This window comes from Nitrobacter sp. 62-13 (genome assembly GCF_001896955.1).
GTDB lineage: Bacteria > Pseudomonadota > Alphaproteobacteria > Rhizobiales > Xanthobacteraceae > Nitrobacter.
The window spans coordinates 1-19,716 of the sequence record NZ_MKRN01000184.1; the positions used below are offsets into that span (position 1 = coordinate 1).

Here is a 19,716-nt window from a genome sequence, read left to right on the forward strand (position 1 = left end):
GGCCTTGCCGATCGGCGTGCGGGCGGTGGAAACAATCACGGCTTCGGTCACGGCGATCTCCTGTCAAAGTTGCATCGGGGGCGGCACGCAGTGCTCTCATTGCAGTCATCATCACCGCATCTTCCTGTCGGCCAGCGAGGCGAAGGTCCCGCCTTCGGCCGCAAGGCGCCTGAGCAGCGGCGCGAGCTCAAGCGACGGATCATTGGTGGCGCTGGCATAAAACGCCAGACGATCGGCGATGTATTTCAGGCCGATCCGGTCGGCATCATACATCGGGCCGCCGCGATAGACCGGCCAGCCGTAACCGCAAAGCCAGACCACATCGATATCGCCCGGACGCGCTGCGATTCGCTCCTCGAGAATGCGCGCGCCCTCGTTGACCATCGGGAAATTCATGCGCTCCAGAATCTCGTCGTCGCTGATGGCGCGCCGCTTCAAGCCAAGCCGCGCGCAGGTATCGAGAATCATCTTTTCGACCTCGGGATCCGGCAGCGGCGCGCGCGATCCGCTCTCATACCTGTAATAGCCTTTGCCTGTCTTCTGTCCGAACCGCCCGGCTTCGCACAGCGCGTCGGCGATGTCCGACGTGATGCCGCGATCCTTGCGCGAGCGCCAGCCGATATCGAGCCCGGCGAGATCGAGCATCGCGAACGGCCCCATCGGCATCCCGAAGCGGGCGACGGCGGCATCGACCTGCTGCGGCAGCGCGCCCTCGAACAGCAGCTTGTCCGACTCGGCAATGCGCGCGGCGAGCATGCGGTTACCCACAAAGCCGTCGCAGACGCCGACGACCACCGGCACCTTGCCGATGCGCCTGGCGACCGCAACCGCCGTCATCAACACGTCCGGCGCGGTCTTCGCACCGCGGACGATCTCGCACAGCCGCATGACGTTGGCCGGCGAAAAAAAGTGCATGCCGAGCACGTCCTGCGGCCTCGCCGTGACGGCGGCAATCTCGTTGATGTCGAGATAGGAGGTGTTGGAAGCCAGCACCGTTCCCGGTTTGGCGTGCGTGTCCAGCGCGGCGAACACCTCCTTCTTCACCGCCATGGTCTCGAACACCGCCTCGATGACGAGATCGGCGCCCCCGATATGTTCGAGGCCGACCGCACCGGTGACAAGACCCATGCGCCTCGCGGGCTCGTCCGCCGCAATGCCGCCCCGCGCCGCGGTCGCCTCGAAATTCTTGCGGATGACGCCAAGACCGCGCTGCAACGGCTCGTCGGCCGTCTCGATCAAGATGACCGGAATGCCGGCACTGACGAACGACATTGCGATGCCGCCGCCCATGGTGCCGGCGCCGATGACGGCGACGCGCTCGACCTTGCGCGGTCTGGTCGTTTCGGGAACGCCGGCGACCTTGGCAGCCTCGCGCTCGGCGAAGAAAGCATGGCGCTGCGCCTTCGACTGGTCGCCGTTCATCAGCTTGCGAAAAAGCTCGCGCTCTTTCTCCAGCGCCTCGTCGAACGGCGTATCGAGCGAAAGGCCGACGGCATCGGCTGCCGCGAACGGCGCCTCCAGGCCCCGCGCGCGCCTTGTCATCTTCGCCACCGCGTCGGTGAAGATCGAACGGTCCGCCTTCGCCGCCTCGAGCTTGCTGTCCTCGTCGCGCAGCCGCCGCAGCGGGCGATGCTCCGCCAGCACCTTGCGCGCAAAGGCTTCGGCACCCGCCGCGGGCTCTTCGACGATCGCGTCGATCAGCCCATGCTCAAGCGCTTCGGCGGCCGAAATCGGCTCGCCGCCGACAATCATCCTGACTGCAAGCTCGGGGCCCACGGCGCGAGGCAGCCGCTGGGTGCCGCCCGCACCGGGCAGCAGGCCGAGTTTTACCTCGGGCAGGCCGAGCTTCGCCTCCTTCAAAGCGACGCGGAAGTGGCATCCGAGCGCGACCTCGAGACCGCCGCCGAGCGCCGTGCCATGGATCGCGGCAACGGTCGGCTTCGCAGAGTTCTCAAGCGCCGCGATCACCTCGGCGAGCGCCGGCGGTTGAGGCGGCTTGCCGAACTCGGTGATGTCGGCGCCGGCGATGAAGGTCCGCCTCGCGCATCTCAGCACGATCGCCTTCACCGCGGGATCGGCGAGCGCTGTCTGCACAACTTGCAAAATCCCGCGGCGAACCGCCGCACTTAATGCGTTGACCGGAGGATTGTCGACCGTAACGACGGCGATCTCGCCGTGACGCTCAAGTTCGACCACTTCGCTCACGACGTTCTCCCCGGCGATTTCCGAATCAGTTCGCGAGCGGATGCGTTGTCCTGACGCTCGCGGGCCTTGACGCGCTGCTTCATTTCATCCCAATGACGGCCCGCTTGGCAATCGGGAAAGCGCCGAGGCGTTCCTCGGGCATCGCGGTGCCGGGCCGGACGCGGAAGGAAGCCCTTAACCGTCTTTGCAGGGCGTCGGTTTTCCGGCACTTACGGACGATCGTTTGCGTCACGATATTGAACCCCGGCGCGGGCCGATGGTAATGAATCAGAGCCGCGCCTGGATCGCAGCACCACATTCAAGCCGAGACCAGAGAACTGATAGCGGGAGGCGGCTTCGCGTGTGGCCGAGGAGATCAGGCAGAATATCCGGAGCGCGGCGAAAGCCAGCGGTCCGCCGCCGGAGCCTTCTGCGCCAGGCGGGTCACCGATGACCGAGGATCGACTCGCACAGAGCCACAATCCCCTGCTTTCTGTTCGCGACCTCAGCGTCGCATTCGGCGGCATCGTCGCACTGAACGGCGTTTCTTTCGACATGCAGCGGGGACATATTCTCGGCCTGATCGGCCCGAACGGCGCAGGCAAGACCACGCTGTTCAATTGCCTCAGCCGACTTTATCAGCCGAGCAAAGGCGACATTCTGATGGAGGGCGCGAGCATTCTCACCCGGCCTCCATACCGCATCGCGGAGATCGGCATCAGCCGCACGTTCCAGAATGTTGCGCTGTTTCCCAATCTCTCGGTGATCGACAACGTCCGGGTCGGAACGCATTCGCGCAGCAACGGCAACATCGTCAGCGATTCGCTGAAGCTCGGCCAGGTACGCCGCGCCGAGGCTGCGCTGGAGCGCAAGGTCGACGAGATTCTCGGATATCTGGGTTTGCGCGGCGTGGCGCACGCCGTCGCCGCGGAATTGCCGTTCGTCACCCAGAAGCGGGTCGAACTGGCACGGGCGCTGGCGGCGGAGCCGAAGATCCTGCTGCTCGATGAACCCGCCGGCGGCCTCAATCACGACGAGGTCCACGGGCTCGGCGAGTTGATCCGCCGCATCCGCAAGGAGCGCGAAATGACCGTGCTGCTGGTCGAACATCACATGGGACTCGTGATGTCGACCGCCGACCATGTGGTCGCGCTCAATTTCGGCAGGAAGATCGCTGAGGGAACGCCATCGCAGGTTCAGTCCGATCCGCAAGTGATCGAAGCTTATCTCGGAAACAAAAACCGATGACCGCGATGCTCGATGTCAGCGATCTTCGAGCCTGGTACGGTCAGGCGCAGGCGCTGCGCGGCCTCGGATTCCGTCTCGCGGAAGGCGGCGTGACGGCGTTGCTCGGCGCCAACGGCGCCGGCAAGACCACGGTGCTGCGCGCGATCTGCAACATGGTGCGAACGGCAGGAACGATCGCTTTCGAAGGCAGGCCACTCACCGGCCTGTCGACCGCGAGCATCGTCCGCCTCGGCATCGCGCATGTGCCGCAGGGACGCGGCACCTTCACCACCATGACGGTCGAGGAGAATTTGCAGCTCGGCGCGATCTCGCGATCCGACCGGCGCGGCATCATCAGCGATACCGAGCGGATGTACAGCCATTTCCCTGTTCTCAGGGAACGCCGCAGGCAGCAGGCGGGAACGCTGTCTGGCGGCGAGCAGCAGATGCTTGCGGTCGCCCGCGCGCTGATGCTGCGTCCGCGCCTGCTTCTGCTCGACGAACCGTCATTCGGCCTGGCGCCGCTCGTGGTGCGCGACGTGTTCGGAATTCTCGGCAAGATCAACCGCGAGGACAAGGTCACCATCCTCGTGGTCGAGCAGAACGCTCAGCTCGCGCTGGAACTCGCCGAGGCCGCCTACGTCATCGAGACCGGACGCATCGTCATGTCCGGCAGCGCCGCCGACATCGCGAACAACGAAGACGTCCGCAAGTCGTATCTGGGATATTGAGGAATGGAGCTGCTGAGCAATCAGATCCTGGCGGGCATCGCCACCGGCGCGATCTATGCCTGCATGGCGCTGGCCCTGGTGATGATCTACCAGGCGATCGGCCAACTGAACTTCGCCCAGGGCGAGATGGCCATGTTCTCGACGTTCATGGCCTGGCAGATGATCCATTGGGGAGCGCCCTATTGGGCGGCGTTCGTGCTGACGCTGATGCTGTCGTTCGCGGGCGGTGTCGTGATCGAGCGCCTGTTGTTCAGGCCGCTGGCGAAAGCGCCGATCCTGACCAATCTCGCAGGCTTCCTCGCGCTGTTTGCGATCATCAACAGCGTCGCCGGATTGATCTGGGACTTCACCATCAAGCCCTTTCCGTCCCCGTTCGGGTCGTCGCCATTTCTCGGCAGCCGGCTTGTCTCCACGCATCAGGCCGGCATGATCGGCGTGATCCTGCTGGTGCTGGCGGTCCTGTTCGTATTCTTACGTTTCACGCGAATGGGCCTTGCGATGCGGGCCGCCGCCGCGCAGCCCGAATCCGCGCGGCTGGTCGGCATCGATACGAACCGGATGATCGCGCTCGGCTGGGGAATGGCGGCTGCGGTCGGCGCCGTCGCCGGAATGCTGATCGCGCCGGTGGTGTTCCTTGATCCGAACATGATGGGCGGCGTCCTGATCTACGGCTTTGCCGCCGCCGTGCTTGGCGGCCTCTCCAGCCCGCCCGGCGCCGTCGTCGGCGGCTTCCTTGTCGGCATTATCGAGAACCTGGTCGGAACCTACGTTTCCGGCGTCGGCAATGAGCTGAAGCTGCCGATCGCGCTGGCGCTGATCGTCATCGTCCTGGTGGTCAAACCCTCGGGCCTGTTCGGCCGTCAGGAGATCAAGCGGGTATGATGGTGGACGCCAGCCGCAAAGCGATCTCCGATGCGCCTCCATCCGACGCCGACGCCGCGCGAACCATGAGGCTCGGCACCGGAACGTCGCTCGTTATTCTGCTGCTGTTGCTCGTCGCGCCATTGTTGGTGAAAAACTTCATCGTCTTTCAGCTCACGACGGTCCTGATCTACGGCATCGCCATCCTGGCGCTCAACATCCTGACCGGCGGCAGCGGTCAGTTCTCGCTCGGGCAGAGCGCCTTCTATGCGCTTGGCGCCTATACATCGGCGATCCTGATCGAGCACGCCGGCGTGAACTACGCGCTCACGCTGCCGATTTCCGGCATCGTCTGCTTCGCGGCAGGTTTCCTGTTCGGCCTGCCGGCATTGCGCCTCAGCGGCGTCTATCTCGCGCTGGCGACGTTCGCGCTCGCGGTCGCGACGCCCCAGCTTCTGAAACTCGGCGCGCTCGAGCCCTGGACCGGTGGCGTTCAGGGGCTTGTGGTCGACAAGCCCGACGCGCCGTTCGGCCTGCCGGTCTCGCAGGACGCCTGGCTGTATTATTTCACGCTGGCGATCGCGGTCGCGATCTACATCGCTTCCGTCAACCTCTTAAGCTCGCGCTCGGGCCGGGCCATGATGGCGATCCGCGACAACGAAATCGCGGCCTCCGCCATGGGCATCAACGTCGCGTTGTACAAGACGCTGACGTTCGGCGTCAGCGCCGCCATCACCGGAATCGCCGGCGGGCTCGGCGCCATCGCCGTGCAGTTCGTGGCGCCCGACAGCTTCACCATCCAGCTCGCAATCGCGCTGTTCCTCGGCATGGTCGTCGGCGGCGTCGGCTGGCTGCCGGGATCGCTGGTCGGCGCCGCCTTTATCGTATTCATTCCGAATGTCGCCGAATCGATCTCGAAGGGCCTGTCAGGCGCCGTGTTCGGCGTCCTGCTGCTGGTCGTCATTTTTCTTGTGCCTGACGGCGCAAGGCAGGTTGCGCAGGCGTGCCGCAGTGTGATCGGAAGACGCAAAGGCTAAGGAGAAGGCAATGTCCGTCAGGCAACGACTGAGAATCGCCGTGCTCGTGGCGGCGGCCGTCGCCGTTGCCGCCGCAAGCGGCAGCGCCCTCGCCCGGAAGGCATACGACACCGGCGCCACCGATACCGAAATCAGAATCGGAAACATCATGCCGTACAGCGGGCCAGCGTCCGCATACGGCGTCATCGGCAAAACCGAGGCCGCCTATTTCAGGATGATCAACGACAAGGGCGGCATCAATGGCCGAAAGATCAACTTCATCAGCTATGACGATGGCTACAGCCCGCCGAAGACGGTCGAGCAGGCGCGGAAGCTGGTCGAAAGCGACGAGGTACTGCTCATCTTCAACGCACTCGGGACGGCAACCCAGACCGCCGTGCAGAAATATCTGAACGGCAGGAACGTCCCTCAGCTCTTCGTCGCGAGCGGCGCCAGCAAATGGAACGACCCGAAGCAATTTCCTTGGACGATGGGCTGGCAACCGAGCTACCGCATCGAGGCGCGGATCTTCGCGACATACATTCTCAAGACCAGACCGGACGCCAGGGTTGCATTGTTTTACGCCAATGACGACTTCGGCAAGGACTACGTGAACGGCCTCAAGGATATTTTCGGCGACAGGTGGCCGAAAATCGTGGCCGCGGAGGAGAGCTACGAGAACAGCGAGCCATCGATCGACTCCCATATCGTCAAGCTGAAGGATTCGGGAGCCGATGTCCTCGTCAATATCTCCACGCCGAAATTCGCCGCGCAGGCGATCAAAAAAGCGGCCGAGATCGGATGGAAGCCGATGCATCTCCTGACCAACGTCTCGATTTCGATCGGCGCCGTCATGAAGCCGGCCGGCCTGGAGGCGTCCGAAGGCGTGCTCTCCGCCGGCTATCTGAAGGATGCGAGCGATCCGCAGTGGGCCGACGACGAGGGCATGAAGGCGTTCATGGCCTTCGCGGACAAATACATGCCCGGCGCCAACATTTCGGACACACACCTTGCCTATGGTTTCGCCGCGTCGCAAACGATGGAGCAGGTGCTCAGACAATGCGGCGACGATCTGACGCGTGCGAATATCATGAAACAGGCGGCACGCCTGAACGACTTCGCGCCGTCCACGCTGATGCCCGGCATCAAGATCAATACCAGCGCCGCCGATTTCGCGCCGATCGAGCAGCTTCGGATGATGCAGTTCAAGAACGGACGGTGGGTATTTTTCGGCGACACCCTCGCCGCCGGAGCGATCGACTAGAGCCTTTCCGCTTCTGATGGAAATGGAATCAGAAGCGGGCTCCAGGATTTTTAATTTGGCGCGTTTTCTTTACGCGAACTAATAATCCATCCCCGGCTCAAGCCCGAGGATATGCTTCGCTCGAAAACGACATGGTCAGAACGCTGCCGCGAGTTCCCGCGCGCCCGGTTTGGCGCTGTTGCTGTCCATCCGGGCGTCGGTGACTGCCAGCAGTTTGGCCACCGTGTTGTTGCGGATCGCGACCGGATTGCGCTCGTAGCCCAGGCGCTGGAAAAAATTCGAGGTCGGCACCCGCTCGCGCATCGCCCGCGGCATCGTCACCATGTCGAGGCCGGTGCCGTCGCCCGTGAGATTCATCATTTCCAGTTCGGCGGCGGTGAGAGGTCGCGTATAGCCCTTGTTGCGGGCGAAGACGACGGAGGTCAGGAGCTTGTGGGTCTGCAACAGCGGGCCGACGTCGATATCCAGCACCAGTGCATGGATCGCCCAGCCCTTCGGCGTATCGGCCAGCTTCGCATGCGCGCTCCAGGTATCGGGCACCGAGCGCGCATAAGCCACCATCCGCCGGACCGCCGCGATCTTGCGCTCCACCGCGGTCCGCTGCGCTCCGGACAGCCGCGCCGCTCTCTCATCGAGCGCGCGCAGGATGTCGTGGCCCTGCTCGGCAAGCAACTCGACGCTGTTGGTGGTGAGCAACTGGTTGTAGCCGACCGCGGTCGAGATCGCGCGCGATCCCGGCCGCGACGAACTGAGGCCCGATTGCATGTCGTGATCGCCGTTGCCGCCGGTCTCGAACGCATAGACCCGAACCGCCTGCTCTTTCGTCAAGCCGGAGGCGCGCGCCACCTGCGCATAAGCGCGCTTGAACTCCGCTTCAGTGCGGGGACGTTGCGGCACGAACTGGAACTGCTCCACGGCTGCCTTCAGAAAATCGGCAACGACGGGAATATATCTGCGTTGACGCGGCGGATGCTCCTCTTCCGGCTCCGGATTGACCGGACGCGACGGCCCGGCATAGAGCGGCGGCTGGGTCAGCACGTAGTCGTCGAGCGTGACGGGCTGGCGCTCGCGCCGCCTGGCGTTGCGAATGCGCCGCTTGTCGGCGATCGCGTTCCAGTAGGCGGTGGCCTCTTCCTCGAACGCAGCGCGCGCCTCCTGATAAGCCCCCAGCTTGCGGCGATAGTCCGCAATGGCCGCCGGAGTCGCGGCCTGCGCCATGGCGCCACGCAGCGCCGCGGCTGCCGCGTTCGCGGGAACGACGGCCAGCGGCGCGAGCAGCAGCAGCGCGCAGACGATGATCCGGTTGCAGCGGCGAATCGCTTGGCTCGGCATTCGGCCTGTTTAGCAAGCCCGCGGCAGATGTCATCACCGGCATGTCGCGCAAAGCCATGGAGCGATCACGGTCGCGACAGCCGGCCGCGCGGTCGACGCGGCCGGCTATGTCCCCATCTCAGTAGATGCGAACGTGATTGGCCTCGAACGTGACCGGAAAATCGTTGCGATTCTGCAAGGTCAGGATCAGCACGACCCCGACGCCTCCCCGGTGATCCCAGTAGACCGCCCTGTCCGTTTCATGCAGGGGTTCCATCGTCGAATGGTTTCTGTCCAGGTGGGGCGCGATCGAGACGTCGAAAAACTCGTTGGGTGCTTTCGAATCCCGTCCCCACCAGAATGTGTACTGCTGACTGGAATTGGCGGGAATCGAATACGTTCCTTGTTTATGGTCGATATTGGCCATGATGCTGGGTCCTTCCTTTTCCGATGTCGCCCGATGCGACGCCCGACAATGGACGGCCCATGTCTGCAAGGGCTGTGACCAGACTCACACGCCGCTCACACGCCGCTTGGCCGGGCAGTCCTTTTTGGCTTCGAGTTGGCAGGGGTGATGGCGACGTCCACACTCGAACTTGATCGCGGCAGACTTGTTATCGCTGTCGCGGTATGCATCGGCATGGCGATATGAACAGCCGACCTGTCGGATCGAGGCGGAGACAGAAAGCCAGATGCGCGTCCCGACAGCCTCGAAAGTCCCCCTACTGGACGTCCGGAACCTGAGCAAAACCTACCGTTCGGGGCAGGAGCGGATCGCCGTTCTTCGCGGCGCCTGCCTGCGCGTCGAGGCCGGCGAGAGCGTCGCGCTGACAGGGGAATCGGGAAGCGGCAAAAGCACCTTGCTGCATCTGATCGCGGGCCTCGATCAGGCGGACGGCGGCTCCATCCGTTTCGACGAGACCGAGGTGACGGCGCTGGCGGACCGGGGCCGCGCCGCGCTTCGCCGGAACCGGCTCGGATTGGTTTTCCAGCAGTTCAACCTGATCCCCTCGCTCACCGTCGCCGACAATCTGGCTTTTCAGGCGCGTATCGCCGGGCGTCACGACAGTCGCTGGCAGAGCGACCTTGTCGATCGGCTGGGTCTTGGCGATTTGCTGAAACGCTATCCGGAGCAACTCTCGGGCGGCCAGCAGCAGCGCGTTGCAATCGGGCGCGCACTTGCGGTCAGGCCGCCGCTGCTCCTCGCCGACGAACCGACCGGCAACCTCGATGAAGCAACGGCCGACGAGGTCATGGATCTCGCACGCGATCTCATCCGGCAAACCGGATGCGGCTTCCTGATGGTCACTCACAGCGCGCGGATCGCCGCGACGCTGGACCGGCAGATCCTGCTCAGCGCCGGATTGATCGCATGAAACAGGGTTTATGGATCCTCGCCGTTCTGCTCAGCCATTGGCGCCGGCATCCGACGCAGTTGGCGACCCTGTTGGTCGGCCTGATCTCCGCGACCGCGTTGTGGAGCGGCGTCCAGGCGCTGAACCAGCAGGCCCGCACCAGCTACGACCGCGCCGCGGCGGTCTTCGGCGGGACCAGAGTCGCAATGCTGGTCGGACGGGATTCCACATTCTCCCAAAAACTCTTCGTCGATTTGCGCCGGGCAGGATGGCCGGTCTCGCCCGTGCTCGAAGGCCGTGTCCGGGTTGGCGGACGGTCATTGCGGCTGTTGGGAATCGAGCCGGTCACGTTCCCGGCGGAGACAGGAACGATTCCCTCGATCCGAACCTCGGATCTGCAAACCTTCATCGTGCCGCCGGGCGAGGCTCTGGTTGCACCCGAAACATTGAGCCAGGTGGGCGCTGCTGAAGGCGCGACCCTTCGAACGGACGAAGGCGCAATGCTGCCGCCCCTCAAGGTTCAGGCGCAGCTCGCACCGGGCGTGATGGTCGTCGATGTCGGAGTGGCGCAACGCATTCTTCACCTGCCGGGGCAGCTTTCGCGCCTGCTGATCGGACAGACGCGCGGCACGCGCGCGCCGCTCGAGGCCATCGCCGGCGACAAGCTCAGATACGTTGCGCCGGACGCCGAAACCGATCTGGAGCGTCTCACCGACAGCTTCCATCTCAATCTGAGCGCCTTCGGCCTGCTGTCGTTTCTCGTCGGGCTCTTCATTGTCAACTCCGCGATCGGGCTCGCCTTCGAGCAGCGCATGCCGATGCTCCGGACCCTGCGGGCCTGCGGCGTGTCGTCCCGGATGTTGAACGGCACGCTGCTGGCCGAGCTGATGATGGTGGCGCTCGTGGCCGGCCTGATCGGGCTGGTCTGCGGCTATCTGATCGCAGCCGCACTGCTGCCCGATGTCGCCTCCAGCCTGCAGGGATTGTACGGCGCCCGGATTCCCGGCGAATTGACGCTCACGCCGCAATGGTGGGCTGCGGGACTCGCGATGAGCGCTGTCGGGACATTGGCTGCCGCGGCGACGAGCCTTTTGAAAGCGATCCGCGCTCCGGTTCTCGCGATGGCGCAACCCTATGCCCGCCAGCAAACACAGCAGCGTTGGCTCGGCTGGCAAGGCCTCGCCGCCCTCGCGATGCTGGTTGCGGCGATCGCCGTGCTGATCGTCGGCAACTCGCTGATCTCGGGATTCGCGATTCTGGCGGCGCTGTTGCTCGGCGCCGCGCTGGCGCTTCCCGTGCTGCTCGGATTCGTGCTGCGGATCGGCGAGCGAAGCGCGCGCGGGCCGCTGGCGATGTGGTTCTGGGCCGACAGCCGCGAGCAGTTGCCGGGGCTGTCGCTGGCGCTGATGGCGTTGCTGCTGGCGCTCGCGGTCAATGTCGGCGTCGGAACCATGGTCGAAAGCTTCAGCAGGACCTTCGCCACATGGCTTGACGGCCGACTCGCCGCGGACGTGTATGTCAACGCGCGCGACGACGCGCAGGCGCGCGACATTCAAACAAGCCTTCGCGCGCGGCCGGAGGTCACCGCGATCCTGCCGAGCGGCCGGGCCGAGATCGAGATCGGCGGCTGGCCTGTGGAGGTTCTCGGCCTCGCCGACCACGCCACCTATCGCGACCGCTGGCCATTGCTGGAGTCCGCGCCCCATGCCTGGGACGACGTCAGGTCGGGTCGAGCGGCGCTGGTCAGCGAGCAGCTCGCGCGCAGATTGAACCTGCGGCTGGGCGGCCGGCTCGATGTCAGCACGCCTGACGGCGCCTGGTCCCTGAACATCGCGGCGATCTATGCTGATTACGGCAACCCCAAAGGGCAGATCGTCGTCAATATCGATGCCTTCACGAGCCGGTTTCCGAACCTGCCGCGAACCCGATTCGGTCTGCGCGTGACCCCCGACAAGATCGCGCCGCTGATCGACGACATGCGCAAGACGTTCCATCTCGACGAGAGCCGGCTCTCGGATCAATCCACGCTGAAAGCGGAATCGACGCAGATCTTCAATCGGACCTTCACCGTCACGGCCGCGCTGAACACGTTCACCCTCGGCGTCGCCGGCGTCGCGTTGCTGACCAGCCTTCTGACGCTGAGCAATTCCCGCCTTCCGTATCTCGCGCCGCTATGGGCGATCGGCCTGACCAGGCGACAGCTGGCAGGCATCGAGCTTCTCAAGACGCTGTCCATTGCGTTCTTCACCGCGCTGCTGGCGCTGCCGCTGGGCCTGCTGGTGGCGTGGTGCCTGATCGCAGTGGTCAACGTCAGGGCATTCGGCTGGCGTCTGCCGCTCCATGTCTTTCCGCTGCATCTGGCCGAGCTTCTCGGCGTCGCGATGCTGGCGTCTCTGCTGGCGATGCTGGTGCCGGTCGCAAGGCTGATCCGCATGCCGCCGGCGGCGCTGATCAAGGTGTTTGCCGATGAGCGTTAGGGCACGACTCTCGCGACGCGGATTTGCGGCAGGGCTGGCCGCTCTGGGCTTTGGAGGAAAGGCATTGGCGCAGGGGTTCGCCGAGCTTGGGGCCGATGCGTCCGGATTCGCCGCGGTCACGCCGGGCCGGCGCTTCGCGTTTCCGGCCGACCATGGACCGCATCCGGATCATCGCATCGAGTGGTGGTACCTCACCGCCAATCTCAGCGACACGAACGGCAACGCATACGGCGCGCAGTGGACCTTGTTCCGGCAGGCGATGCAGCCGGGGCCGCAGCGCGACGGCTGGGCGAACCAGCAGATCTGGATGGGCCATGCCGCCGTGACCCGAGCCGACACCCACCGCTACAGCGAAACCTTCGCGCGCGGCGGCGTCGGTCAGGCCGGCGTGGACGCGGAGCCGTTTCGCGCATGGATCGATTCATGGCAGATGCGCGGGCTCGATCCGATGTCGGCGGCCACGATAGCGCCGCTTCAGATCAACGCATCTGGCACAGATTTCGGCTATGCGCTGAGGCTCGATGCGACGAGACCGCTCGTGCTCGAAGGCGATGCGGGCTACAGCGTGAAATCCGAACGCGGACAGGCGTCCTACTACTACAGCCAGCCGTTTTTCACGGCGAACGGCACCCTTACGATCGACGGCAAGTCGGCGAACGTCAGCGGACGGGCCTGGATGGACCGCGAATGGAGCAGTCAGCCGCTGGCCTCCGACCAGACCGGCTGGGACTGGTTCGCGCTCCACTTTGAGAGCGGCGAAAAGCTGATGCTGTATCGCCTGCGGCAAAGCCGAAGCCAGCCTTATCTGACGGGCAACTGGATCGGAGCGAATGGGCAATCGATCGTGCTATCCGCAAATTCCATCGCCATGACGCCGACGGCGACAACCGAAGTCGCGGGCCGCAAGCTGCCGACACACTGGCATATCGCCGTTCGCGACCGGAATTTCACGATCGAGACCGTCCCGCTGAACCCGGCAAGCTGGATGGGGACGAGTTTTTCCTATTGGGAAGGTCCGATCAGCTTCACCGGCACCCACCGGGGCGTCGGCTATCTTGAAATGACGGGTTATTGACCGAAGCCGCCCGGCCAAACGCGAGATCCATGGCGCGCGCTTGTAGTCGAAGGGCGACGACGAAGCGTTCGGCTGCCATAATCGGTTCCCTCTGCCTTACACTTTTCACCTTGCCGCCTTGTTGAGGTCAAAGCGAACAGCCTCCTTCTCGACACGCGGTACGCCGGTCTCCGGCGCAACAACCAACCCGGAAATCCGATGTTATTCAAATCACGACCCGCAGTTTCCCAGGCTGACCCGCACGACGCCATCGTCGCACAGCTTCGCGAGCTGGCGCCGCGGATCAAGCAGGACTGGCCTGAAGCCCAGGAGCCGTCTTTGTCGACGCCGGCATCCCAGCCGGTCGCCGAATCACTGTTCGAGACCGCACCTTCGAACGACAATGCCGAGGCGTTTCTCACAACGATCGCGCCCCCGCGGCCTCGTCGCGTCATCCTGAAGGTGCTGCTGGCCATTTGCATCGGCGTCGCCGCAGCAATGGCCTGGCGCTCCTACGGCGAAGAGGCGAAACAGAGGATTTCCCACCTCATGCCGCAGCTTCTGATGGAGGCTCCATCATCGTCGGCAAACGCAACCGGCGTTGAAGCGCAGGAACCGGACACGGCGGCTCAGGCGGCGGCCGCGCCGCAGCCCCAACCGCCGCCCGAAGCACAACCCGCGCAACCCGCCGCCACGGCGGACGATCTTCGGCCATCAACAACGGCTTCGGATGTCGGCACGCCGCCCGCGCAAGCGCCGTCCGCCCCAGCCGCGCTTCCGGGCGAGACCGCGCAAATGCTCGAAGCCATGGCGAGCGACATCGCCACGCTGAAACAGACAGTCGAAGAGTTGCGGACCAGCGAACAGCAGTTGCGCCGGGAGATGGCCGCGGAACGCGAAGCGCGCGCCAAACCGGTACAACACACGGCCAAGCCTGTTCCGCCACGGCGACAACGCACCTCGCCCCAGGCGGCAATTCCACACAATCCTCCCACCCCGCCTGCTTCACCGCGACCGACGACAGCGAGGCGGATATACCCGCAAGAATCGATGCAACGCGACGCCTACATCCCGCCCACGCCTGCACCCGCACCCGCCCAGCTTCCGCCGCAGCAGGGAGACGACAGCGCCCCGCGGCCGCCGATGCCGCTGCGGTAAATTACGCGAGCTTCGTCGCCCGCTTGCAACAACGGTCTTCCTAGGCCGGGAGCGTGCGACGACGCGCGCGTCGTTAACGTCATCGCCGACGTCGTCGATCCTGGCGAAGACTTGCTCGCATTGTCCTGCGGCTGTTTCTGATATATACACACAAATATATCGAAGGCGGCGGAATAAGCCGCGTCCATTTGGGGCGTGAGACAGTTTTGATGACTGAAGGCATTTACGCATCGACCGTCGGTCCGGCAATCGAACGTGGTGCACCCGATACAGGAAGACCGGCACGATCCTTCAAGCTCGGCCTATCCGGCTGCGGCGGTGGCCTTGAATCGATTTCGACCTCCCAGATTCTCGATCTGGCCGAAAGGGTCGAGGCGCTGGGTTTCACCGGTGTCTGGCTCAACGAGGAACACTTTCAGGGCAGCATCGTGGAGGTCGAGGGGCGGCGATGCCATTCCCCGCTCATCCTGGCGTCTGCGATCCTGGCGCGCACCAAGCGGCTGCGTGTCGGCTTTTCCGTGCTGCTGGCGGCGCTGCACAACCCGGTCCGTCTCGCCGAGGAAATCGCGACGCTCGATGTGATCTCGGACGGCCGCGTCGACCTCGGCATTTCCCGCGGCAACAACCCCCGTTATCTCAACGCCTACGGCGTGAAGCCGGAAGGCACCGCCGACCATTTCAAGGAGATGCTGACATTTCTGCCCCGTGCCTGGGCGGCCGGCACGCTTCCATTCGGCGATGCCGTTCACTCGATCGAGCCAAAGCCGATCCAGACTCCGCACCCGCCGATTTATGTCGGCACCAACACCAACGAGACCGCCGCGTGGGCGACGCAGAACGGGCACAAGATTATTTGCCATGGCATCATCAGCATGCCGAACCAGCGCCGGCTGATGCGCGCTTATGTCGATGCCGGCGGCGATCCGGGCGGCGTTCCGTTCGGACGCTTCGTCTACGTCAGCGAGACCGATGCGTCGGCGCGCAAGGAATTGTGGCCGACCGTCGAAAAGCTGACCACACGGCTAAGGGGCTTCGGCCTGTTCAGGCGCGAGGGCGTGATCGATGAAGCACGCCTCGAACCCGAGAACTTCTACCGTGACATGGTGATCGCCGGCTCGCCGGAGACCTGCGCCGAGAAGTTCATGGCGCTGCATGACGAACTTGGCGTGACCTACCTCAATGCGCTCTCCGCATTCTTCGGCTTCCTGCCGCTGCCGCTGCTCGAGCGCTCGCTGAACCTGATGGGGACGGTGCTGCGCCCGCGCCTTGAACGGGCGCTGGCGGCCGCCTGATCCGGAACAGGAGTGAAAACAGCGCGCCACGCACCCCCGCGCGGCGCGCCGTTTATCAGAATTTCATCGACAGCGACCCCACCACCGTCCGCGGCGCGCCGGCGTAGTAGTTGGCGCCCGCGCTGAGGTCGGTGTCGTTCGGCGAGATTTCCGAGATATAGCGGCGGTCGAAGATGTTGAGCACCGAGATGCTCGCTTTCACCGATTCGATGCCGAGGTGCGTGCCAAGATCATAAGACGCCGTGACGTCAGCCACCGTGTATCCCGGAACGCGTTGCGTATTCGCCGCATCGCCGTAGCGCGGGCCGATATAGCGCACGATCGGCGAGACGGAGAGACCGGCCCACTGATAGGTGACGCCACCTTTCAACATGACCTGCGGCGTGTTGGGAATCTGCTTGCCCTTGGTCGCCAGCGTCGCGCCACCGCTGAGCGTCGGCGTATCGGAATCAAAAGTCTCCGAAGCCCAGGTGCCGGTGCCGAACACCGCAAGGTAGGTGTTCAGCGCATATGATGCCTCCAGTTCGGCGCCGTATTCGGTGCTCGAGCCTGTGCCCTGGTAATAGGCGATGTTCGCGCCGATCGTCGGATCGATGATCTTGACCTGCTTGTTCTGATGCTTGGCATAGAATACGCCGGGCACGATGGTCAGGCCGTTGTTGCTGTAGCGCAGCGAGGCGTCGAACTGGTCGGCGATCTCCGGCCGCACCTTGTCCACCAGCGTTTGCAGCGTATAGCCCTTCCCGAGGAAGGCCGTACGGTTGGAGATATAGTTGCTTGCCTGCGGGCCCCAGTCCGGGCGGCCGAACCTGCGGCCGTAGGAAACATTGGCGCTCAGGACCGAGTTCAGATCCTGCCGGACGGCGATGTTGGGCAGCCACGCGGTATAGTCGCGAGCCTGCACGGTCGCGTCCGGATAGAGCGCCGGATTGGTCGCCAGCGCCTGATCGTAGCTGCCGTTGGGAATGCCCGCCGTGTTGTAATACTGCATCTTCGGCCCGCCGAGGATCATGTAGCGCACGCCGGCGGTCACGAAAGTGTCGCCGAACTTTTGCGAGACCTGGAAGTACGGGCTGTTGACCGTGAAGTCGTCGATCCTCGCAAGGTTCTGCCAGTTGGCAAAAACCAGGTTGCCGGCATTGACGGTGAAGCGGCGCTGGTCCGTGGGCGGCGGCGGCGGCTGCATCGACTGCCACCAATAGCCGGCGACCACGTCCGTCCCCGTCGCGAACCTGCCCGTGTATTCGAAAACGTTGCCGATGTTCTGGTTCTGCTGACGCCAGATCTGCACCTGATTGCCCGCAGCCGAATAGTTGTAGCCGTTGTTGTTCCAGAAATACGGTTTGATCAACAGATGCTGGCCGGGCGCGAAGTTGTAATCCACCTTGCCGAGGACCGCGAAATTCTCGGCGGTGACACGATTGAACTTGTAGTAGTTCACATCGGTCGCAGGAACACCCGTCAGCGCCGTGTTGTAGTCGAACTTGTAGTTGCGGCTGATATCCTGTGCCTGGGCGTAGCTCAGCCCGCGGTAGGTGTTGCCGTCGAATTTGTTGTAGACGGCGTTGAGGTCCACCGTGATGCGTTCGCCGATTGCTTGATTAATGCCGAAGGTGAGATTCTGGCGCTCGATGTCTCCGGCTCCTTTCCACTTGTCAGTCTGGGCGTTCGAGCCGGAGATGAATGCCCTGGTGCCGGTATCCTTCAGCAGGCCGGTATCGACGCGCAGGAATGTCTTGTAGAAATTGTCGGAGCCGAACGCCTGCCGCCCGGTGACGCCGGCCTTGTCCTGCGGGCCGAGAATGAACTGGTTGATGACGCCGGACGCATTCGAAAGACCAAGACCTTGATCGGACGGCACCGCGCCGCGATAGACATCGATCCTGCGGATGTTTTCCAGGTCATACAGGTCGGTGCCGCCGACGATGCCCGCCAGTGGCAATCCTTCGATATTTTTCGAGAGATGGAAGTCGCCTTTGCCGCGAATGCTGATATTGCGGGTCGGGCTGAGACCGTACGGATCAGGGCTTTCAACCAGCACCGAGGGCACCATGGTCAATGCCTGATAGAAACTGGTCTGGGCGGGGCCGCCGAGAATGGCGATGCCGTTCTGCGTCACGCTGCTGGCGCCGGCCGGCCTGGGTGCGGTGCTGAGAATCTGGTTTTGCGGCGCCAGCACACCGGCGGCCTGTTGTTGTTGATGCTGCGCCGGCTGCTGATTTTGCGGCGCAGCCTGACGCGAACGCCGCACGGCCCGGCCACGCGCGTTCTTTTTCCCGTTCTGCTGCACGTTCTTCAGTTGACCGTCGGCGGTAACCGTCACCGGCGGAAGTTTCCTTGAGTTCTGCGAATCCTGCGACGCCGCCAGCGTGGCATACGAGCCGCTGCTGAGCAGGGCACTGACGAATAATATCCTCTTCACGATCTTCCCCCAATATTCCACGCAGCGACGCGCCAATGCGTCGCTTCGCCCGCGATGTTTATGAAAAGTTGCTGTACCCCCGGTACAGCCACCCGCCCTCGGTCCGATCTGCGGATCGTCAATCCGACGCGACCATTCCCGCGCGCCAAACGCGCGGCTCCCGACCGAAAAGCGGGAAGGCTTGAAGCATCGTGACGCGATTGCTTCAAATCGTTATGTTTAATTGAATACCACGTATAGAATGGAACTGGCGGCGTCAAGCATCGACGAAGCGAACGCGCGCGTAAGCCAGGCGAAACCCGCGCGCGACGTGGAGAACCTGATTTTGAAACAACGCAGAATAGTCAGTCGACGGCCTGTTACACTTTTTCGCGTGCGTCGCCGCGCTTATGGCGTGGACGACATATGCACGGGCCGACCGCACGATCACGGATATGGCCGGCCGCAGCGTGGTCATCGCCGATCACGTGACGCGGGTGGCGACCATCGGCCCGGTCCCGGTACTCAACAGCTTCGTATTCGCGCTTGGCGAAGCAAAATCGCTCGTCAACGGCCTGCCGCCAAACCTGTCCGGTCCGCGCTGGCGCATGCAGTACCTGGTCGATCCCGAGCTCGCACGGCGACCCGTGCTGCAGGGCGGCGGCGGTGCGCCGCTTGTCGAAGGCCTCGTCGAGACGAAGCCGGATGTCGTCCTCACCATGGACCGGCAGACCATCGATCTCGTGGCCCGCGCCCATACTCCCGCGGCATTCCTGGCGTGGCGGCAGCCGGACGACGTGAAGGCGGTGATGCGTCTGCTTGGCCAGATCTACAACAAGGCCCAGGCGGCGCAAGCCTATTGCAACTACTTCGATGCCACGCTTGACAACATCGGCGCGCGGCTGGCACGGCAGCCGGCGCAACGACCACGCGTGCTCTATGCCAACCTCAAGCGTATGACCCAGCCGCACCTCATCGCGGAGTGGTGGATCGCCAGGGCCGGCGGCCGAAGCGTTACGGACGGCGAACGTTCGACCGAGGCGCTGACCTTCACCCGCGAGCAGCTTCTGGCATGGGATCCGGAAGTGATGATCCTCAGCAGCGCGGCCGAAGTTGCCGAAGCCTATGCTGATCCGCGCCTCGGCACCGTCTCAGCCATTCGCAACCGCCGCGTCGCAGCCATACCCAGCGGCGTGCACCTGTGGGGCAACCGCACTGTCGAGGAGCCGCTGACCGTGTTGTGGGCGGCGCAACTCATCCACCCGGATCTGTTCAAGGATTGGGATATCCGCGACGAAGTCGCTGCGTTCTATGCGACATTTTTCAGGACGCCACTGACCAAACAGCAGGTCGAGGACATCCTCAACGGCCGCCCTTGAGGATGC

Annotated in this window: 15 protein-coding genes; 11 read left to right on the forward strand and 4 right to left on the reverse strand. The window is 64.0% G+C overall.

Going from position 1 to position 19,716, the window contains the following annotated elements; translation table 11 throughout:
- Nucleotides 1-111 precede the first annotated feature (111 nt).
- Nucleotides 112-2,205 (reverse strand): 3-hydroxyacyl-CoA dehydrogenase NAD-binding domain-containing protein, encoded by a 2,094-nt coding sequence (locus BGN91_RS13740; protein WP_292614014.1) that lies wholly within the window; start codon nucleotides 2,203-2,205, stop codon nucleotides 112-114.
- A gap of 429 nt (nucleotides 2,206-2,634) precedes the next feature.
- Here BGN91_RS13740 and BGN91_RS13745 point away from each other — a divergent pair, with 429 nt between their 5' ends.
- From BGN91_RS13745 to BGN91_RS13765, 5 genes are read left to right on the forward strand one after another with little or no spacing between them, the layout of a single operon-like run.
- On the forward strand, nucleotides 2,635-3,432 hold the full coding sequence (locus BGN91_RS13745; protein WP_292614016.1) for an ABC transporter ATP-binding protein: 798 nt from the start codon (nucleotides 2,635-2,637) through the stop codon (nucleotides 3,430-3,432).
- Nucleotides 3,429-4,142, forward strand: a complete 714-nt coding sequence (locus tag BGN91_RS13750; RefSeq protein WP_292614018.1) for an ABC transporter ATP-binding protein — start codon at nucleotides 3,429-3,431, stop codon at nucleotides 4,140-4,142. Before BGN91_RS13745 ends, BGN91_RS13750 begins: the two co-directional genes overlap by 4 nt.
- A 3-nt stretch (nucleotides 4,143-4,145) precedes the next feature.
- A complete protein-coding gene (locus tag BGN91_RS13755) occupies nucleotides 4,146-5,024 on the forward strand; it encodes a branched-chain amino acid ABC transporter permease (RefSeq protein WP_292614020.1) in 879 nt (292 codons plus the stop codon).
- Nucleotides 5,021-6,040, forward strand: a complete 1,020-nt coding sequence (locus tag BGN91_RS13760; protein WP_292614022.1) for a branched-chain amino acid ABC transporter permease — start codon at nucleotides 5,021-5,023, stop codon at nucleotides 6,038-6,040. Before BGN91_RS13755 ends, BGN91_RS13760 begins: the two co-directional genes overlap by 4 nt.
- Before the next feature lie 10 nt (nucleotides 6,041-6,050).
- A complete protein-coding gene (locus tag BGN91_RS13765; protein WP_292614024.1) occupies nucleotides 6,051-7,283 on the forward strand; it encodes an ABC transporter substrate-binding protein in 1,233 nt (410 codons plus the stop codon).
- Nucleotides 7,284-7,418: 135 nt separating this feature from the next.
- Here the strand turns inward: BGN91_RS13765 and BGN91_RS13770 are convergent, their stop codons facing one another.
- Entirely contained in the window at nucleotides 7,419-8,615 is a 1,197-nt protein-coding gene (locus BGN91_RS13770) for a hypothetical protein (RefSeq protein WP_292614026.1), read from the reverse strand.
- A 118-nt stretch (nucleotides 8,616-8,733) separates the two neighbouring features.
- Nucleotides 8,734-9,021 (reverse strand): hypothetical protein, encoded by a 288-nt coding sequence (locus BGN91_RS13775; protein WP_292614029.1) that lies wholly within the window; start codon nucleotides 9,019-9,021, stop codon nucleotides 8,734-8,736.
- Nucleotides 9,022-9,286: 265 nt separating this feature from the next.
- Between BGN91_RS13775 and BGN91_RS13780 the strand changes: the two genes are divergently transcribed.
- The 5 genes from BGN91_RS13780 (at nucleotide 9,287) to BGN91_RS13800 (ending at nucleotide 15,930) form a co-directional block, all read left to right on the forward strand.
- A complete protein-coding gene (locus BGN91_RS13780; RefSeq protein WP_292614031.1) occupies nucleotides 9,287-9,970 on the forward strand; it encodes an ABC transporter ATP-binding protein in 684 nt (227 codons plus the stop codon).
- Nucleotides 9,967-12,426 (forward strand): ABC transporter permease, encoded by a 2,460-nt coding sequence (locus BGN91_RS13785; protein WP_292614032.1) that lies wholly within the window; start codon nucleotides 9,967-9,969, stop codon nucleotides 12,424-12,426. Before BGN91_RS13780 ends, BGN91_RS13785 begins: the two co-directional genes overlap by 4 nt.
- On the forward strand, nucleotides 12,416-13,501 hold the full coding sequence (locus BGN91_RS13790) for a lipocalin-like domain-containing protein (protein ID WP_292614034.1): 1,086 nt from the start codon (nucleotides 12,416-12,418) through the stop codon (nucleotides 13,499-13,501). Before BGN91_RS13785 ends, BGN91_RS13790 begins: the two co-directional genes overlap by 11 nt.
- A 198-nt stretch (nucleotides 13,502-13,699) precedes the next feature.
- The gene (locus BGN91_RS13795; protein WP_292614036.1) at nucleotides 13,700-14,638 is read left to right on the forward strand and encodes a hypothetical protein; all 939 of its coding nucleotides are present in this window, start codon (nucleotides 13,700-13,702) and stop codon (nucleotides 14,636-14,638) included.
- Nucleotides 14,639-14,847: 209 nt separating this feature from the next.
- Nucleotides 14,848-15,930 carry an LLM class flavin-dependent oxidoreductase gene (locus tag BGN91_RS13800; RefSeq protein ID WP_292614038.1) on the forward strand — a complete coding sequence of 361 codons (1,083 nt, stop codon included), beginning with the start codon at nucleotides 14,848-14,850 and terminating at the stop codon, nucleotides 15,928-15,930.
- Nucleotides 15,931-15,985: 55 nt separating this feature from the next.
- On the opposite strand, the gene BGN91_RS13805 is transcribed toward BGN91_RS13800, so the two are convergent.
- Nucleotides 15,986-18,352 (reverse strand): TonB-dependent receptor, encoded by a 2,367-nt coding sequence (locus BGN91_RS13805; protein WP_292614040.1) that lies wholly within the window; start codon nucleotides 18,350-18,352, stop codon nucleotides 15,986-15,988.
- A gap of 389 nt (nucleotides 18,353-18,741) precedes the next feature.
- On the opposite strand from BGN91_RS13805, the gene BGN91_RS13810 reads away from it, so the two are divergent.
- The gene (locus tag BGN91_RS13810) at nucleotides 18,742-19,710 is read left to right on the forward strand and encodes an ABC transporter substrate-binding protein (protein WP_292614042.1); all 969 of its coding nucleotides are present in this window, start codon (nucleotides 18,742-18,744) and stop codon (nucleotides 19,708-19,710) included.
- Nucleotides 19,711-19,716: the final 6 nt, after the last annotated feature.

Coding starts and splice junctions, on each gene's coding strand:
- BGN91_RS13745 (WP_292614016.1), top strand. CDS start 2,635: ATGACCGAGGATCGACTCGCACAGAGCCACAATCCCCTGCTTTCTGTT.
- BGN91_RS13750 (WP_292614018.1), top strand. CDS start 3,429: ATGACCGCGATGCTCGATGTCAGCGATCTTCGAGCCTGGTACGGTCAG.
- BGN91_RS13755 (WP_292614020.1), top strand. CDS start 4,146: ATGGAGCTGCTGAGCAATCAGATCCTGGCGGGCATCGCCACCGGCGCG.
- BGN91_RS13760 (WP_292614022.1), top strand. CDS start 5,021: ATGATGGTGGACGCCAGCCGCAAAGCGATCTCCGATGCGCCTCCATCC.
- BGN91_RS13765 (WP_292614024.1), top strand. CDS start 6,051: ATGTCCGTCAGGCAACGACTGAGAATCGCCGTGCTCGTGGCGGCGGCC.
- BGN91_RS13770 (WP_292614026.1), bottom strand. CDS start 8,615: ATGCCGAGCCAAGCGATTCGCCGCTGCAACCGGATCATCGTCTGCGCG.
- BGN91_RS13775 (WP_292614029.1), bottom strand. CDS start 9,021: ATGGCCAATATCGACCATAAACAAGGAACGTATTCGATTCCCGCCAAT.
- BGN91_RS13780 (WP_292614031.1), top strand. CDS start 9,287: ATGCGCGTCCCGACAGCCTCGAAAGTCCCCCTACTGGACGTCCGGAAC.
- BGN91_RS13785 (WP_292614032.1), top strand. CDS start 9,967: ATGAAACAGGGTTTATGGATCCTCGCCGTTCTGCTCAGCCATTGGCGC.
- BGN91_RS13790 (WP_292614034.1), top strand. CDS start 12,416: ATGAGCGTTAGGGCACGACTCTCGCGACGCGGATTTGCGGCAGGGCTG.
- BGN91_RS13795 (WP_292614036.1), top strand. CDS start 13,700: ATGTTATTCAAATCACGACCCGCAGTTTCCCAGGCTGACCCGCACGAC.
- BGN91_RS13800 (WP_292614038.1), top strand. CDS start 14,848: ATGACTGAAGGCATTTACGCATCGACCGTCGGTCCGGCAATCGAACGT.
- BGN91_RS13810 (WP_292614042.1), top strand. CDS start 18,742: ATGGCGTGGACGACATATGCACGGGCCGACCGCACGATCACGGATATG.